Raw genomic sequence first — 15,473 nt, 5'->3', positions numbered from 1 at the left:
TCCGCTTCGCTCATCGCAGGGGCAGCTCGAGCGCCCGCACCGAAGCCTCGCCCACCCACAGCTCTTCACCGGCTTGAACTTCCTTGCGCAGCAGCGCCAGGCCCAGCGGCCCCTCCTGGGGAGAAAGGGCCACCGTGCCCACCCTGCCCACCGCCTTCTCGCCGCGCCGCACCTCGGCTCCTGGCCCGAGCCCCTCCCCTCGCAGGGCCATCAGGCGGTAACGGGTGTTGCCCCGCGCCTCGAGGCGGGCCATGATCTCCTGGCCCAAATAGCAGCCCTTCTGGTAAGAAACCCGCTCCTCCAGGCCCACCTCCTGCGGTAATTCGCCCAAGGCCTCGAGGTTGCCCGCCACCCCCCGCTCGATGCGCCACAGGTCGTAGGCCCCAGAGCCCACCTCGACCCCACCGGCGCTCAATACCCGCTCGCGCAGCGCCTGGAGGCCTTCCAGCGGCACGATGAGCTCGAGGCCGTGGACGTGACGGGCCAGCAGCGCTCCCCCCTGCTCTACGAAGCTTCCCACCCGAGGCGCTTGCAGGACTTCGGCAGCCCGCGGGCCGATCAGCTCGAGCCGTGCGTAGCCCGGTAGCTCGGCGACTTCGACCTGATCGAAGATGATGTAGCGCAAAAAACGCTGGCGCAGCTCGGCGGGGCGATCGGTCGCCAACCACAAGCTCTCGGGGCGGTTAAAGACGCTGCCCAAGAACTCGATCTGACCCCGAGGGTTGAGGAAGAGGGTCTGAAGCCAGCCGCCCTGGGCCAGGCCCTTGACGTGCGAGGTGCACTGGTTGTGCAGGAAGTCCGTGCGGTCGGACCCGCGCAGCTCGAGCAGGCCCCCGTCGTGCCGGATTAGACCCGCCCCCTGACGCAGCGCGTCCAGTTCGGCCTCAGGGGGCATCGTGACGAGGCTTTTCATCCCCTCGAGTCTAGGGATGTGAAGCCACCGGCGGCGTAAGCCCCGGCTCAATCCCAAGCTACAGCGCAGGCCGCAATACCCGCACCCGGATGGCGCTCTCCTCGGCAGGCTCCTGCGGTTTTGCCGCCGGGGCGACACCCCCCGGACACAGCGCCAGCAGGGGCTTGGGGTCCAGGCCCAGCGCGAGGGCGTAGCTGCGCAAGTATCCCCGGGCCAGCACCGGCTCGGGAAGCCGCTCCCAGGCTTCGGCCTCGAGCGCCTCCACCACGGCAGGACGCAACTTCAGCCGACGCGCCAGGTCCCCAATCTCCAAGCCCCTCGCCCTCCGGGCCTCCCGCAGCCGCTCTCCAAACCCGCCCATGTCTACCCCCTTGACCTCCATTATCCACTCAAGCGCGCGGAGCAGCTCCCGTCTGGGCTTCAGCGTAGGATAATTCCATGACCCCTATCTCGACCTTTTCTCTCGTAGCCCGCGACCCTCAAAGCGGCGACCTCGCGGTGGCCGTGGCCAGCAAATTCCTGGCGGTGGGGGCGGTGGTGCCCTGGCTCGAGGCGGGTGTGGGCGCGGTGGCGACCCAGTCCTACGCCAACCCCAGGTTCGGACCCCAGGGGCTGGCGCTGATGAAAGCCGGAGCTGGGATGGAAGAGATCCTGGCGACCCTCCGCAGGACCGACCCGGGCTTGCACACGAGGCAGTTCGGGATGGTCAACGCCCAGGGCGAGAGCCTCTCCTTCACGGGCAACGAGTGCCACGGCTGGGCCGGGGGCAAGTCGGGCGAGAATTTCGCCGCCCAAGGCAATATCCTCAGCGGTCCCGAGGTGATCGACGCGCTGGTAGATACTTTCCTAAGCACCAGTCTGCCCTTCCCCGAGCGCCTGTGCGCCGCGCTGCTGGCCGCCGACCGGGCCGGGGGCGACCGACGCGGGCGACAATCGGCCTCGCTGACGGTGGTGGGGATCGGCAAGGGCTACGGCGGGATGGACCGCTGGATCGACTTACGCGTGGATGACCACCCCGACCCCTGCCTCGAGCTCTCCCGGTTGCTGGAGATCCACCGGCTGCTCTTCGACAGGAGCGAGAAGGCCGAGCCGCTTGGCCAGGAGGACATCGCCTGGATTCAGCGAACCCTCACCCGGCTGGGCCACTACTCGGGTGAGGTAACGGGAAGCTGGGACGAGGCCACAGAAAAAGCCTTCCGGGCGCTGGTGGGCATCGAGAACCTCGAGGAACGCTATGACGGCGGGCCCTACCTCGACCCGGTGGTGCTGCGCTACCTGAGGAACAAGCTAGGAGAGTAGGGTTTTCCGCCTGCCCGCAAGCACTGGATGCGATCCTCAAAGCTGTTGCACCACGGCGACCCCCCGCTCCTTGGCTTTGTACATGCGGCTGTCGGCCAGTTGGAGCAAGGCAGTCTGGTCGGCGGCCTCCTCGGGGAAGGTCGCCACGCCGATGTTGAGTCCCATGCACAGCCCCTCCAGGCAGATGGTTTGCACCAGGTTGGCGTAGCGCTGGGCTGCTGTGATGCTCCCCGGCAAATCGGCGTGGGGCAGAATGGCGGCGAACTCATCGCCACCCCAGCGAAACAGGCTGTCGCCCTTGCGCTGCTCGAGCAGCAGGGCTTGGGCCACGCGCACCAGCGCCTCGTCACCGCGGGCATGGCCCAGGCGGTCGTTGACCTGTTTGAAGCCGCACAAATCCATCACCAGCAGCGACAGCGGATAGCCGTGGCGTCTGGCCCGCTCGAGTTCCTCGCCCAGGCGGCGGTCGAAGGCGCGGCGGTTAGGCAACCCGGTGAGGGCATCGGTGAGTGCGGCTTCCTCGAGCAGCTTGCGGTTTCTGACCTCGTGCAGGATGGCGGCTACGGGAGCGCTGAAGAAGTGAGCCACCCCCTTCGAATAGCTATCGAAGGCTACCGGGTCGTGAAAGTTGTCGAGGTTGAGCAAGGCCAGCACCTCCCCCTGGTAGGGGATGGGCATGGTCAGGTTAGCCTGCAAGCGGTCTATAGCCGCGACCCGCTCGAGGGTGTCGTCGGGGGTGGTGCTGCGGCTGAGCTCAGCGATGGAGAGCCGATCGGTGCTGATGATGCGCGGCTCTCCCCGCTGCCAACCCGACCGGTCCCCGCCATACCAGATCAGGTGATCGGCCTCGGTGAAGTGCAGCCTAGCCAAGGGCGCCAGCTCAAAGCCCACCACGGCCTGAAAGTAGAAATTCTCTCCTTTGCGCACCAAAAGGCTGCCCTTTTCAGCACCCGGTACCAACCGTACCGCGGCCTCCAGCACCTGCTGGTAGACCCGAGCGGGCGGGGCTTCGACGGTATCGCGCGCCAGCTGCAGCAGAGCTTCCAGGCGCTCGTGGGTCAGCGCGGCCTCCAGGGCCAGGCCGATGGTGCGGCAAGCCGCTTGGAGCAACTCACGCTCGGCTTTGCGCCAGGCTCGAGGCTGCGGCTCGCCCAGGTAGAGCAGCACCCGCTGCCTTTGAGCGCCCGGCAGCGGGATGGGGTGGAGCACCAGGCCCTCTAGCCCCTCCAAAAGCGCCTCCAGAGGTGCGCCCTGGTAGGCCGAAGCGCGCTCGATGAACACCGGCTGGCCATCGCGATAAGCCTGCCAGACGAGGCTAGGGCCAAAAGGAATGCCGCTTTGGCTATCGCTGCCGTTCGAACCCTGGCGGGCCACCAGCAGCATTTGCGCGCCTTGCTGCATCAGGACCCCACCGTAGGGCAGGTTGAGGATGGGCATCAGGATTTCCAGCGCGCGCTCGAGGATGGCCCGAGGGGATTTGAGGGGCACCAGCGAGATGACCAGGTGGTTGAGCAGCTCGGTTTCCAGCTGTTCGGCCAGCCGTGAGAGCTGGGCGCTGACCGCGCGGGCGAAGCGCTCCAGGCCCTGGCGTTCGTCCTCGAGGAAGGGCCGGGCGCGCTCGAGGTTGAGCACCGCCACCACCTGATCCCCCTCCCACAGGGGCAGGGCCAGTTCACTGCCCCTGGAGGCGGAGGTGGCTGGAATGTAGTCCGGATCCCTGTTCACATCCCTGACGTACTGGGGCTGAGCGGTAGCGTAGGCCCGCCCAACCACCCCGGTAGCCGCGATGGCGTCGGGCAGGTGGGAAGTACCCGAGAAAGCCAGCCTACGAAAGCCCTCTCCGCTGGGTACCCAGATCGAGGCATGACCCTCTCCCTGGCGCTGTAACAACTCGGGGAGGGCGGCGAGCACTGCCTCGCGGGTGGGGAGCTGACCGAGCTCCTCGAGCACCCCTACCAGCAAAGCGAGCTGACGTTTGCTCCGGGCTTGTCTCCGTAGCACGCTATAGAGCCGCAGTCTTGCACGGCTACCCAGAAAAAGGCCTGTTAACAAGGCCATAGCCAACCAGGGTAAGTTAGATGCCTTAATCACTAGGGCCCCGATCCCTAAAGCGAGCCCGCCGGCAATCACCCCTCCCAACAGGCCATACAGCACGGCCAAAGCCGCCACCCCCATCATCAGGACACCCCATAGCGCTCAGCCGAACGTAGCCAGTACGTTGGGATCCAGGCCAGCACCGACGCCACGCCAGCACAATGACCCAGGCCATGAACACCCTGCCCTGCATTTGGGGCAAGTATACAAGCTTTTGATCAAATTTTTCACAAAACATCAACTTTACCCGCCAATGCCGTAGCTACCCCCCCATGCCGGGGCCTATTTCACGGGTATATGCCACATGGTGTTTTGCATCCAGAATACAAGCAAGCCTCGGTTGGGGTCGGCAGGTCTCCGTACACCCCAATGCATGGCCAATACGGGGGAGAGGCCCTAGTCGTAGCCCCGGGCCCAGCGGGTGAGCAATTCGACGACCTCGAGCGAATTTCCCAATCGGTAGGGGGCCAAGCTCTCCCCACCACCCACCTTGACCGCCGTACCGCCGAGTCTCAACACGGCGGCAAAGCCTTCCTCGTCGGTGCGGTCGTCGCCGATGAACACCGGGTGATGGGAAGGGTGATCCAGCATCAGCTGCTCCACCGCCCAGCCCTTGCCGTAGCCGATGGGCCGGTATTCACACACCTTCTTGCCCGGCATGGCCTCCCAACCCTCGGGCAGCGGCACCGCGGCTAGTAACTCAGCGGCTTTGGATTGCTGGGATTCCGGAGCGTCGCGGTAGTGCACCGCCAGGGTCCAGCCCTTGTCCTCCAGCCACAGCCCCTCGAGCGGCGGCAGCCTCGAGACGATGCGCTGGATGGCCTCGCGGTCGCGGGGCGGCTCGGGTCGCCCCGGCCACTCCAGCCCGTGCAGACCGATCACCCGCAGCCCAGGGAGCTCGAGGAAATCCAGGACTTCCTGCGCCCGACGCCCGGTGAGGACCATGATCTGGTGCTTCGGGTGGTGCTGCAGCGCCCGGAGCGCCTCCCGTGCACCACGCTGGGGGAAGGCCTGGCTGGGGTGGATGGCAATCGGGGCCAAGGTGCCGTCGTAATCGCAGATAACCAGCAGGGGCTGCCGGGCCAGCAGGGCCAGTTCCTCCGGGATCATCGGGCCTCCTCCAGCACGTGCAGGAAAGCCTTGGTCCACGTCGCCAAGTCGGAGCGGTGCAGTCGGGCTTTGAGGCACTCCAGGCGCTGCCGCCGCTCGGCCAGGGGCATGGACAGGGCCTGGCCGATGGCCCGCACCAGCCCGTCGTGGTCGTAGGGGTTGACCGACAAGGCTTCGGGCATCTCGGCGGCGGCCCCGGCGAACTCGGAGAGGATGAGCACCCCCTCCTCGGAGACGGCGGCGAACTCCTTGGCCACCAAATTCAGACCGTCGCGCAGGGGCGTGACCAACATCACGTCGGCAGCCAGGTAGTAGGCCACGAGCTCGAGGCGACCCAAGCCCCGGGTGATGTAGTGCACCGGGGTCCAGCCTGCCTGGCCATAAGCGCCGTTGATGCGGCCCACCAGACGCTCGAGCTGCTCGCGCAACTGCCGGTAGGCGTCCACCTGCTCGCGGCTGGGCACAGCGATCTGCACCAGGGTGAGCTGGCCATGGGCTTCGGGATGGCGTCCGAGGTATTCCCCGAAAGCCTCCAGCCGCTCGGGGATACCCTTGGTGTAGTCCAACCGGTCCACCCCCAAAATGAAGCGGGTGCCCACCTGCCGGCGCAGTTCCTCGGCGGCCTGGCGCACCTCGGGCGTTTGGGAAAGCTCGGCAAAGCTCTGGGCCTCGATCCCGATGGGAAGGGCCTCAACCCTCACCTCGCGTTGGGGCATCTGCACCACGCGGCCATCGTTGTCGTAGCCCAGCACGACGCGGCAGCAGGAGCGGAAGTGGCGGGCATACTCGGGGGTATGCACCCCCACCACGTCCGCACCCAGGATGCCCTCGAGGATCTCCCGATCCCAGGGTAAGGTACGAAAGACCTCGCTCGAGGGCCAGGGAATGTGCCAGAAAAAGCCGATCCTGGCCTCGGGCAGCGCCTCACGCACCAGGCGGGGCACCAGGCAGAGCTGGTAGTCGTGAATCCAAATCAAGTCGCCGGGCCGGTAAACCCGCACCACCGCCTCAGCAAAACGCTTGTTGACCCGCTGGTAGGCCCTCCAGTAGCGTTCCAAGTAGCGCACCCGGTTGAGGAAATAGTGGCTCATAGGCCACAGCGCCCGGTTGGAGAAGCCGTAGTAGTAGTCCTGGAGTTCACTCTCACGCAGGGGGAGGCGCTCGAGGCGGTAGCGCCCCTCCCCCGGTGGCAGTTCCACGCTGCGAATCTCGCTTTCCCCGTCACCCCAGGCGATCCAAATTCCCCCCCGCTCGCGCAGCACCGGGTCGAGCGCAGCGGTGAGGCCCCCTACCGCCGCCTTCCAGTGCAGTTCGTTCCCCTCGCGCACCGGGCTATAGGGTTCGCGGTTGGACAGCACGATCAGGCCCACGCGAGCTCCTCGCCTTCCAGCACGCTCTGATAGACCTCGAGGTAACGCGGCAGGATGTGCTCGGGCCGGAAGTGCTGCACCGCCCGCTCACGCGCTGCCCGCCCCATCTCAGCCTTGCGCTGGGGGTCGGCGAGGATGCCGAGCACGGCCTCGGCCATGGCCTCGGTGTGACCCACCGGGAGCAGGTGGCCGCTCTCGCCTTCCACCACCACCTCGGGCAACCCGCCAGCCTGGCTGGCCACCACCGGCACCCCGCAGCTCATGGCTTCCAGCGCTACCAGCCCAAAGGACTCCTCCTCCGAGGGCAGCAAGAACACGTCGGCCACGGCCATGAATTTCTCGATGGCCGGGGTGAACTCGATGAACTGCACCCGTCCGGCCAGCTCGAGCTCCAACGCCAGCTCCTGGCACTCCTGCCGCAGGGGACCGTTGCCGATCATCAGCAATCGGGCGGGGCGCTGGCTGGCGACAGCGGCGAAGACGCGGATGACATCCTGGGGACGCTTGACCGGACGGAAGTTGGAGACGTGCAGCAGGATGGCCTCTTCGGGCTGGGCGTACTTGAGGCGGCTCGCCGGGTCGGGATCGGGCTTGAAACGCTCGGTGTCCACCCAGTTGTAGATCACGTGGATGGGCCGCTCGATGCCCAGGTTGCGGCGGGTATCCTGCTCCAGCGAGCGCGAAACCGCTGTCACCGCGTCCGATTCCTGCACCGCGTGTTTGGTGGTGTAGGCGAAGGCGGGCTCGAGGCCCAGCAGCGTCACATCGGTGCCGTGCAGGGTGGTCACCACCTTGATGGGCAGGCCCATCTCGCGGGCCATTAGGGCGCTGGTGGCGTGGGGGATGGCGTAGTGGGCGTGGACGATTTCGATGCCGTGGCGCTCGACCACCTGGGCCAGGGCGTTGGAGGCGGTGAGGATGGTCATGGGCTCCTTGAACAGCGGGTAGTCGCCCCCGCTGATCTGGTGGAAGTGCAGGGTGCCCTGGCCCGACTTGCGGCCCATGCGGGTGAGCCAGCCCACCACGCTCTCACGGCTCTTCCTAAGCCACTGGCCCCAGCCCCTGGGGTTCTCTCCCAAGTCGCGGACCTGGGCGGGTGCGTGATCCCCCGCGATGGCCATGCGGTCGTCGGTGAGGCGGAAGGGGCGCTCGGTGGCGACGATGTGGACCTGGTGTCCCAAGCCCGCCAAGGCGATCGCTAGCTCGGTAGCTACCACACCCGAGCCTCCGGCGCTGGTGTGGCACAAAATGGCAATCTTGCGTCGGCTTTGCATAACTCCCTCCCTCCGCCGCAATGATGCCAGATCCAGCGGTTATTGCCCTGAAAGCAGCCTGAAGCCCCTCTGAACACCGGCTGAGGGGAAGCTGAGGATTTGGCTCACGCTGCGGCTTTGTGCCATTAATTGCCCTATGGCCGTACCTGCCGACGGACTGTGGTTCAAGGACGCGGTGTTCTACGAGCTGCACGTGCGTAGCTTCCAGGACTCCAACGCCGACGGGATCGGGGACTTCCCCGGGCTCACCAGCCGCCTGGACTACCTCCAGAAGCTGGGGGTGGACTGCCTGTGGCTCATGCCCTTCTACCCCTCCCCCCTGCGCGACGACGGCTACGACATCGCCGACTACAAGAACGTCAACCCCGACTACGGCACCCTCGACGACTTCCGCCGCTTCCTCGAGGAGGCCCACGCCCGCGGCCTACGGGTGATCGCCGACCTGGTGGTCAACCACACCTCCGACGCCCACTTCTGGTTCCAAGAAGCCCTCAAGGGCCCCGACAACCCCTACCACGACTACTACGTCTGGAGCGACACCCCCGACCGCTACAAGGAAGCGCGCGTCATCTTCATCGACACCGAGCACTCCAACTGGGCCTGGGAGCCGAGGGTGGGCAAGTTCTACTGGCACCGCTTCTTCTCCAGCCAGCCCGACCTCAACTACGACAACCCCCGCGTGCAGGAGGAGATGCTCGACGTGGTGCGCTTCTGGCTCGAGCTAGGCCTGGATGGCTTCCGCGTCGACGCCGTGCCCTACCTCTTCGAGCGCGAGGGCACCAACTGCGAGAACCTGCCCGAGACCCACGCCTTCCTGGCAAGGCTGCGCCGCTTCGTGGACCAGCACTTCCCCGGGCGGCTGCTGCTGGCCGAGGCCAACCAGTGGCCCGAGGACGTCATCCACTACTTCGGCACCGCCGAGAACCCCGAGTTCCACATGTGCTTCAACTTCCCGCTGATGCCGCGCATCTTCATGGCGCTGCGCCGGGAGGAGCGCCGCCCCATCGAGGAAATCGTGGGGCGCCTCCCCCCCATCCGCGAGGACTGCCAGTGGGCCATCTTCCTGCGCAACCACGACGAGCTGACGCTCGAGATGGTCACCGACGAGGAGCGCGACTACATGTACAGCGAGTACGCCAGGGAGCCGCGCATGAAGGTGAACCTGGGCATAAGGCGGCGGCTGGCACCCTTGCTCGAGGGCGGGCGGCGGCAGCTCGAGCTCGTCCACTCGCTGCTGTTCACCCTCCCCGGCAGCCCCATCCTCTACTACGGCGACGAGATCGCCATGGGCGACAACATCTACTTAGGCGACCGCCACGCGGTGCGCACCCCCATGCAGTGGAGCATCGACCGCAACGCCGGCTTCTCCCGCGCCGACGCCAGCCGCCTCTACAGCCCCGTGATCGTCGACCCACCCTACGGCTACCAGGGCGTCAACGTCGAGGCCCAGGAGCGCAGCCCCACCTCCTTCCTCAACTGGATGCGCCGCATCCTGGCCGTGCGCAAGCAGTACCGCGTGTTCGGCCGCGGCGAGATGATCTTCCTCCGCCCGCAAAACCCGAAGGTGCTGGCCTACGTCCTGAGCTACCAGGACCAGGAGGTGCTGGTGGTCAACAACCTCTCCCGCTTCTCCCAGCCCGTCGAGCTCGACCTGCGCCCTTGGGCCGGCAAAGTCCCCGTCGAGATGATCGGCGGCACCCCCTTCCCGCCCATCGGCGAACTGCCCTACTTCGTCACGCTGGGGCCGCATTCGTTCTTCTGGTTCCGGCTGGACGGGCAGTGACGGGGTGGCGTCAGCGGAAGGCCCGTGCAAAACCCGCCCCCGACTATCAACCATCGACATCCACGGGCTGCCGCCCCGTGGCCCACGCCAGGAAGCCTAGCCCCGCCAGCGCTGCTACTACCGAGGCTGAGAGCACGCCGATCTTGGCCTGGTTCAGCAGCGTGGCCGAGCCCTCGAAGGCCAGCGTCGCCACAAAAAGCGACATGGTGAAGCCGATGGCGCCCAGGAAGCCCGCGCCCAGGATCATGGGCCAGGTGACGCCCGCGGGGAGGGCAGCGATGCCGGAGCGCACGGCCAACCAGCAGACGCCGAAGATGCCCAGCGGCTTGCCCAGCAACAGCCCCAGCGAAGCCCCCAGAGCCACCTCGCCAAAGCTGGCTCCGGTGAGGCTCACCCCCGCATTGAAGAAGGCGAACAGCGGCATGATGAAATAGGCCGACCAGGGGTGCAGGGTGCGCTCGAGCCGATGCAGGGGGCTCTGGGCGTGGCGCAGGGTGTCCTCGAGGGAATCCATCTCGGCCTCGAGGTTCTCGGGGTCGCGGCGGGCGGCCTCGTCGAGGGTGGTCCGCAGGTCGGGGAGGGCGACCGCGCGGCGCAGGGGGACGGCGAGGGCGAGGAGCACCGCGGCCACCGTAGGGCTCACGCCGGACTCGAGCATGAAGTACCACATGAATGCCCCCACCAGCAAATAGGCGAAGAGATTGCTCACCCTGGCTCGTCCCATCAACAAAGCCACGCCGAAAAAGCCCAGCGAAACCAGCAGGGCGGCGAAATTGAGACCTTTGGTGTAGAAGAAGGCGATCACCAGCACCGCCCCCAGGTCGTCGACGATGGCAAAGGCAGTGAGGAACACCTTGAGCCCCAGCGGCACCCGCTTGCCCAAGAGCGACAGCACTCCGATGGCAAAGGCGATGTCGGTGGCCATGGGCACCCCCCAACCTGCCAGGCCATCACCCCCTGCGTTGGCGAAGACATAGATCGCCGCTGGCACCAGCATCCCGCCGATGGCCGCCAGAATGGTCAGTAGCGAGCGGCGAGGGTCGGAGAGTTCGCCCTGCACGATCTCGCGTTTGATCTCCAGGCCCACCAGCAAGAAGAAAAAGGCCATCAGCAGGTCCTTGACCCAGCTCGAGAGGGGTTTTTCCAATCCCCCCTCACCAAAGGAGATGCCGATGGGCAGCTCTTTGAGGCCGAAATACCAGCTCGAGGCCGCCGAGTTGGCGATGACGAAGGCAGTCAGCGCAGCCGCAAACAGGATGAAGCCGCCGCGGGCCTCACTGTTCCAGAAGTCGATAAAGGGTCTGACAATCGCGCGCATGGTTCCTCCCATACTAAAAGCGGAGCCCCTTTAACAGTCTCCGCCTTGCAGGCTGCCCTCCCGCTGACGAGCAGCGAAATTTGCCTGGAGTATACCAACAGCTCAGGCGGGTCGCCGAGCAAACTGGGGCCGGGGTTGAAGCGGCAGGCGTACCACGACGGTGGTCCCTTTGCCCGCCTGACTATCCACCTGGACCTCACCCCTGTGCTGCTCGATGATCCAGCGGGCAATCGACAGCCCCAGGCCGCTCCCTCCCTTGTTGCGGCTGCGGGCTGGGTCGGCGCGGTAAAAGCGCTCGAAGATGTGGGGCAGGTCTTCGGCGGGAATGCCGATGCCGGTATCGCTCACCGTGAGGCATATCCATTTCGGCTGCACCTGCAGGGCCAGCCGCACCACTCCCCCTTCAGGGGTGTACTTAATGGCGTTATCCAGCAAGATCAGCACCAGTTGCTTGAGGTGGTCCCTCTCACCCAGCACCCACCCCTCCTCCAGGCTCTGAGCCTCGAGCCGCTGACCCTTGAGCAGATAGCGAGCTTCGGTCAGAGCTTCCTGCGCCACGGCCTTAAGGTCTACGAGCGACTCCCGCAGAGGCAGGCCCGCGTCGTTACGGGCCAGGGTCAACAAGTCGTTGACCAGACGCGACAACCGCACCACCTCGCGCTCGGCCATCTGCAGGGTTTTCTCCCGCTCAGCATCGGGCATGTGAGGATAGCGCCGCAAGAGCTCGAGGTTGCCCTGAATAGCCGCCAGCGGAGCCCGCAGCTCATGGGACGCGTCGGCCACGAAGCGCTTCTGGGCACTGTCAGCCTCCTGAAGGCTGGCAAGCATCTGGTTAAAGGTTGTAGCCAGACGCGAGAGTTCGTCGGCCCCGGCACTGCCTTCGACCCGGCGCGAAAGATCACGCGAGCGGGCAATCTGCTGGGCTGCCTGGTTGAGCCGGTCGATAGGCCGCAGGCCGATGGCGGCCAGGGCCAGGCTCAACCCCAGCACCCCCAGCACCGATAGCACGATCAGGGCCACGAGCAGCAAGCCCAGTCGACGCACCGAGCGGTCCAGGTTGCCCAGGGGGGTCAGCGCCTCGAGGTAGCCCAGCACCTCTCCGTCGCGTTCCAGGCTCCGCACCAGCGTGCGCCAACGCACGCCCTCCGCCTCGATCAAACCAAAGGTCACTCCTTTGGGCGTCATACTGGCTTCTTCCCACCATGGCAGCACGCCCCACAGGCGCTGTGGGACCGGGGGCTGGGCCAGTGCGCGGATGGGGTCGGTGAGCGGCAGGACAGGCGCCTGACGCGAGGTGCGCTTGAGCTGGCCGCCGGGGCCGTAGAGCCGGAAGGCGACCTCGAGTTCGGAGAGGTCGGCCTCGAGCACGTAGGAGTTGCCTGCCGCGCGCCAGCCCGCGGCCACGTGGTTGGCCGAGAGCAGCAAAACCTGGTCGAGCAGGCGGTACTGTCCGCGCACGTAGGCTCCCCAGCCCAACAGCGCCACCAGCGCCACGATGAGGGCGGTGGTGCTGCCATACCACAGGGCCAAGCGCAGGCGGATAGACACGGCTCAACCCCTCCACACTGCCCTACCCTTCGGTAGGTGGGGTGCGCAAGACATACCCTACCCCCCGAATGGTCTGGATCAGGCGTGGCTCACCGCCGGCCTCGAGCTTCTGCCGAAGCTGCTTGATATACACCTCGACCACGTTGGGGTCACCGAAGAAGTCCTCCCCCCAAACGCGGTCGAGGATGCTGCTTTTGGAAAACACCCGCTCGGGGTTTTCCGCCAAGAGTTGCAGCAGGCGGTACTCCAACCCCGTGAGCTGGATCTCCCTGGATCCGCGAAAAGCGGTGTGGGCCAGGGGTTCCATCCTCAAGTCGGCGTAGGTGATCACCTCGGGCTGCCCCTCGTAGCTGCGCATCCGCGCGCGGATGCGCGCCAGCAGGATCTCGAAGCGCACCGGCTTGAGTACGTAATCGTCGGCTCCGGCCTCGAGGCCCATGACCTGATCGTCGGGGGCATCTTTTCCGGTGAGCATGATCACCGGGAGCTTTTCATTGGCCGACTTCAGCCGCCGCAGCACCTCGAGGCCCGAGAGCTCGGGCAACATCCAGTCCAGCACCACCAGATCGGGCATCTGTTCCCGCGCCATCCTCAGGCCCTCCTCCCCGGTGGTCGCGGTGTCCACGGCATAGCCCTCATAAGAGAGCCCGACCTTAAGGAAGTGGGTGATGCCCTCATCATCGTCGATGATGAGAATACGTTTCAGGACGATCACCTCCCCCTTTTTGATGATACACGCAGCCTCACTCAGCTAATCCTCAGCCTGGGCTCAGCCACCCTTTAGCTCCAGGACAGAGCCTATTCAGGAGAACCGCCTAGACTGCCCGCGGGAAGAAGGTGGCCTGCATATGGACTACAAGCGCATCCTCATCCCCGTCTACATCGGAGAAAACAGCCAACAAGTCGCAAGGGAAGGCCTAGAAATCGCACGGCGTTTCCGGGCCAGAGCCTGCTTTTTGTTTGTCAAGGATAGCACCCTGCAACATTACCTCGGCCTCACATCCTACCCTTCTGCCCACCTAGCCCGCCCCAAGGAGGAGGTTGACCGAGCCATGGACGCTATCGGCCAGCGCACCCTCGAGGACAACCTTGCCCTGGCCCGCCGGATGGGAGTAGAAGCCGAGGGTATCCTGCTGGAGGGCGATCCCCTGCAAGCCATCCTGGCCGAGGTATGCCCCGGCGACCTCGTCATAGTGGGCTGCCACGAACGCGGTAGCTTGGATCACCCCAGCCTGGGCTCGCTCGCCCAAGGGCTGCTGGAGCAAGCCCCCGTTCCAGTGCTTACCGTACGTCTGAGCCGGGCTATGGCAAAAGTTTAGGAGCATCGCGGCGGGTTTCGTCAACCCCCGGCTCGCATCTCCCACCACTAGCAGGAGTCAACCGGGCTTTGCGAAGATAGCCCTTGTAGACAAATGCAGAGTATCTTTCTACAAGTTCGACGTGCTGCCGAGCCTCAGTGGCCCAGCACATCCAGCTCTGTCTGCCTGGCGGTGGTGATCTCGATACCCCTGGCGGTGCTATAGACGTTGATTTCGCTGCGCACGCCGTATTCAGGGAAGTAGACCCCTGGTTCGATGGTGAAACCCAGGCCGGGCAGCACCGCTCGCTCATCCAGGGTCTCGAAGTCGTCGAAGTGGGCAGCCTCCCCGTGGACGGCCTGGATGCCCAGGCTGTGCCCGGTACGGTGTTTGAGGTTGGCCTCGTAGCCCGCGCCGATGAGCACCTCGCGCACCACCCGGTCCACCTCGTTACCCCGCACGGCCTGCCCAGCCGACAGGCGGCTGCGCAGCAACTCCACCCCGGCATCGCGCGCAGCCAGAACCGTCTTGAAAGCTCGCAGGAACTCGGGAGTGGGCGAGCCGTAAAAGGCCATCCAGGTGATGTCGGCAAAAGGGTTATCTCCCGGCACCTTGCACCACAAGTCCATCAGAATGGCATCGCCGGGCTCGAGGGTCTTGGAGCGGGTGGCCGAGGGCACGTAGTGCGGGTCGCCTGCGCCCGGCCCGAAACCCACGATGGGTGGGTGATCGGGGTCCATGCCTTGTTCTTTAATGAAGCGGTTCATGTATTGCTGTAGCTGGTATTCGTCGAGGGGCTCCCGACGGGCGATATACTGGCTTATCAAGGCCAAAGCCGCATCCTTACACTGGGCGAGCACCTCGGCGGCCTTGCGGTGATTGGCCAGTTGCCCGGGGGTCCAGCTCAGGAAAAGCTGCAATACGTCCCCCGAGCTCACCACCTCCACCCCCAGCGAACGGATGAGCTCGAGGGTTCCGCCATCGACCCTGGAGACATAGGGGATATTGCCATTGGGAGAATACTCCATGGCCACCCGCTTGGCCCCAGCGAGCAGCTTGCGCAGTTCCTGGGACAGGGTCTGTCGGCTGTTGTACTTGTGCAACGCGTACCCTACCCGCGGGAAGGAGCCAAACTCGATATCGTGCACCAGCACCTGGGGTTCGCCTCGAGCCGGTATCCACAAAAACCAGCGCCGGGTGAGCAGGTTTCCCCCGTAACCGAACACCCTGGCGGCGAAGGGGTTGGTACCCCGGAAGTCGTACAACAGCCAGCCATCGATCCCAGCTTCGCGCAGGAATTCCTGAACCTCAGGGAGTTTCTGTCCAATCATATTGGCTCCTTCACGTTTCAATTCTCAGTGAGCAGCTAAGCCCACTGCAACAAGCCTGAAGGAGCTGGGGTCCTGGCGGGGCTGGGTTTCAATCCTCAGTGAGCAGCTAAGCCCACTGCAACCTTCCCCTGTAGC

At 65.5% G+C, this 15,473-nt stretch carries 13 protein-coding genes; 3 read left to right on the top strand and 10 right to left on the bottom strand.

What is annotated here, in order from left to right; translation table 11 throughout:
- Positions 1 to 10 precede the first annotated feature (10 nt).
- Both ygfZ and B047_RS0103695 read right to left on the bottom strand, forming a co-directional pair.
- The gene (gene ygfZ / locus B047_RS16200) at positions 11 to 913 is read right to left on the bottom strand and encodes a CAF17-like 4Fe-4S cluster assembly/insertion protein YgfZ (RefSeq protein ID WP_018465607.1); all 903 of its coding nucleotides are present in this window, start codon (positions 911 to 913) and stop codon (positions 11 to 13) included.
- A gap of 58 nt (positions 914 to 971) precedes the next feature.
- Complete coding sequence (locus B047_RS0103695) at positions 972 to 1,295, bottom strand: helix-turn-helix domain-containing protein (protein ID WP_018465606.1); 324 nt, start codon at positions 1,293 to 1,295, stop codon at positions 972 to 974.
- A gap of 56 nt (positions 1,296 to 1,351) precedes the next feature.
- Here B047_RS0103695 and B047_RS0103690 point away from each other — a divergent pair, with 56 nt between their 5' ends.
- Positions 1,352 to 2,212 (top strand): DUF1028 domain-containing protein, encoded by an 861-nt coding sequence (locus B047_RS0103690; RefSeq protein ID WP_018465605.1) that lies wholly within the window; start codon positions 1,352 to 1,354, stop codon positions 2,210 to 2,212.
- 36 nt (positions 2,213 to 2,248) lie between these two features.
- Here B047_RS0103690 and B047_RS16195 read toward each other — a convergent pair whose 3' ends face one another.
- The 4 genes from B047_RS16195 to bshA all read right to left on the bottom strand — a co-directional run bounded on the left by B047_RS16195 (position 2,249) and on the right by bshA (position 8,060).
- Entirely contained in the window at positions 2,249 to 4,213 is a 1,965-nt protein-coding gene (locus tag B047_RS16195; RefSeq protein WP_018465604.1) for a sensor domain-containing diguanylate cyclase, read from the bottom strand.
- A gap of 489 nt (positions 4,214 to 4,702) precedes the next feature.
- Positions 4,703 to 5,416 (bottom strand): trehalose-phosphatase, encoded by a 714-nt coding sequence (gene otsB / locus B047_RS0103680; protein ID WP_018465603.1) that lies wholly within the window; start codon positions 5,414 to 5,416, stop codon positions 4,703 to 4,705.
- Positions 5,413 to 6,786 (bottom strand): alpha,alpha-trehalose-phosphate synthase (UDP-forming), encoded by a 1,374-nt coding sequence (locus B047_RS0103675; protein ID WP_018465602.1) that lies wholly within the window; start codon positions 6,784 to 6,786, stop codon positions 5,413 to 5,415. Before B047_RS0103675 ends, otsB begins: the two co-directional genes overlap by 4 nt.
- Complete coding sequence (gene bshA, locus B047_RS0103670) at positions 6,777 to 8,060, bottom strand: N-acetyl-alpha-D-glucosaminyl L-malate synthase BshA (protein ID WP_018465601.1); 1,284 nt, start codon at positions 8,058 to 8,060, stop codon at positions 6,777 to 6,779. The genes B047_RS0103675 and bshA overlap by 10 nt, the downstream gene beginning before the upstream one ends.
- 136 nt (positions 8,061 to 8,196) lie before the next feature.
- On the opposite strand from bshA, the gene treS reads away from it, so the two are divergent.
- Complete coding sequence (gene treS / locus B047_RS0103665) at positions 8,197 to 9,843, top strand: maltose alpha-D-glucosyltransferase (RefSeq protein ID WP_018465600.1); 1,647 nt, start codon at positions 8,197 to 8,199, stop codon at positions 9,841 to 9,843.
- Between the two features lie 46 nt (positions 9,844 to 9,889).
- Here the strand turns inward: treS and nhaA are convergent, their stop codons facing one another.
- The 3 genes from nhaA to B047_RS0103650 form a co-directional block, all read right to left on the bottom strand.
- On the bottom strand, positions 9,890 to 11,161 hold the full coding sequence (nhaA, locus tag B047_RS0103660) for a Na+/H+ antiporter NhaA (protein ID WP_040779272.1): 1,272 nt from the start codon (positions 11,159 to 11,161) through the stop codon (positions 9,890 to 9,892).
- A 102-nt stretch (positions 11,162 to 11,263) separates the two neighbouring features.
- Entirely contained in the window at positions 11,264 to 12,709 is a 1,446-nt protein-coding gene (locus B047_RS16190) for a sensor histidine kinase (RefSeq protein WP_018465598.1), read from the bottom strand.
- 22 nt (positions 12,710 to 12,731) lie between these two features.
- The gene (locus tag B047_RS0103650; protein ID WP_018465597.1) at positions 12,732 to 13,424 is read right to left on the bottom strand and encodes a response regulator transcription factor; all 693 of its coding nucleotides are present in this window, start codon (positions 13,422 to 13,424) and stop codon (positions 12,732 to 12,734) included.
- 133 nt (positions 13,425 to 13,557) lie between these two features.
- On the opposite strand from B047_RS0103650, the gene B047_RS17150 reads away from it, so the two are divergent.
- Complete coding sequence (locus tag B047_RS17150) at positions 13,558 to 14,028, top strand: universal stress protein (RefSeq protein ID WP_018465596.1); 471 nt, start codon at positions 13,558 to 13,560, stop codon at positions 14,026 to 14,028.
- Between the two features lie 134 nt (positions 14,029 to 14,162).
- Here the strand turns inward: B047_RS17150 and B047_RS0103640 are convergent, their stop codons facing one another.
- Positions 14,163 to 15,338, bottom strand: a complete 1,176-nt coding sequence (locus tag B047_RS0103640; RefSeq protein WP_018465595.1) for a M24 family metallopeptidase — start codon at positions 15,336 to 15,338, stop codon at positions 14,163 to 14,165.
- Positions 15,339 to 15,473: the final 135 nt, after the last annotated feature.

It is taken from the genome of Calidithermus timidus DSM 17022, assembly GCF_000373205.1.
Lineage (GTDB): Bacteria > Deinococcota > Deinococci > Deinococcales > Thermaceae > Calidithermus > Calidithermus timidus.
This window is presented reverse-complemented; position numbering and strand designations above follow the sequence as displayed.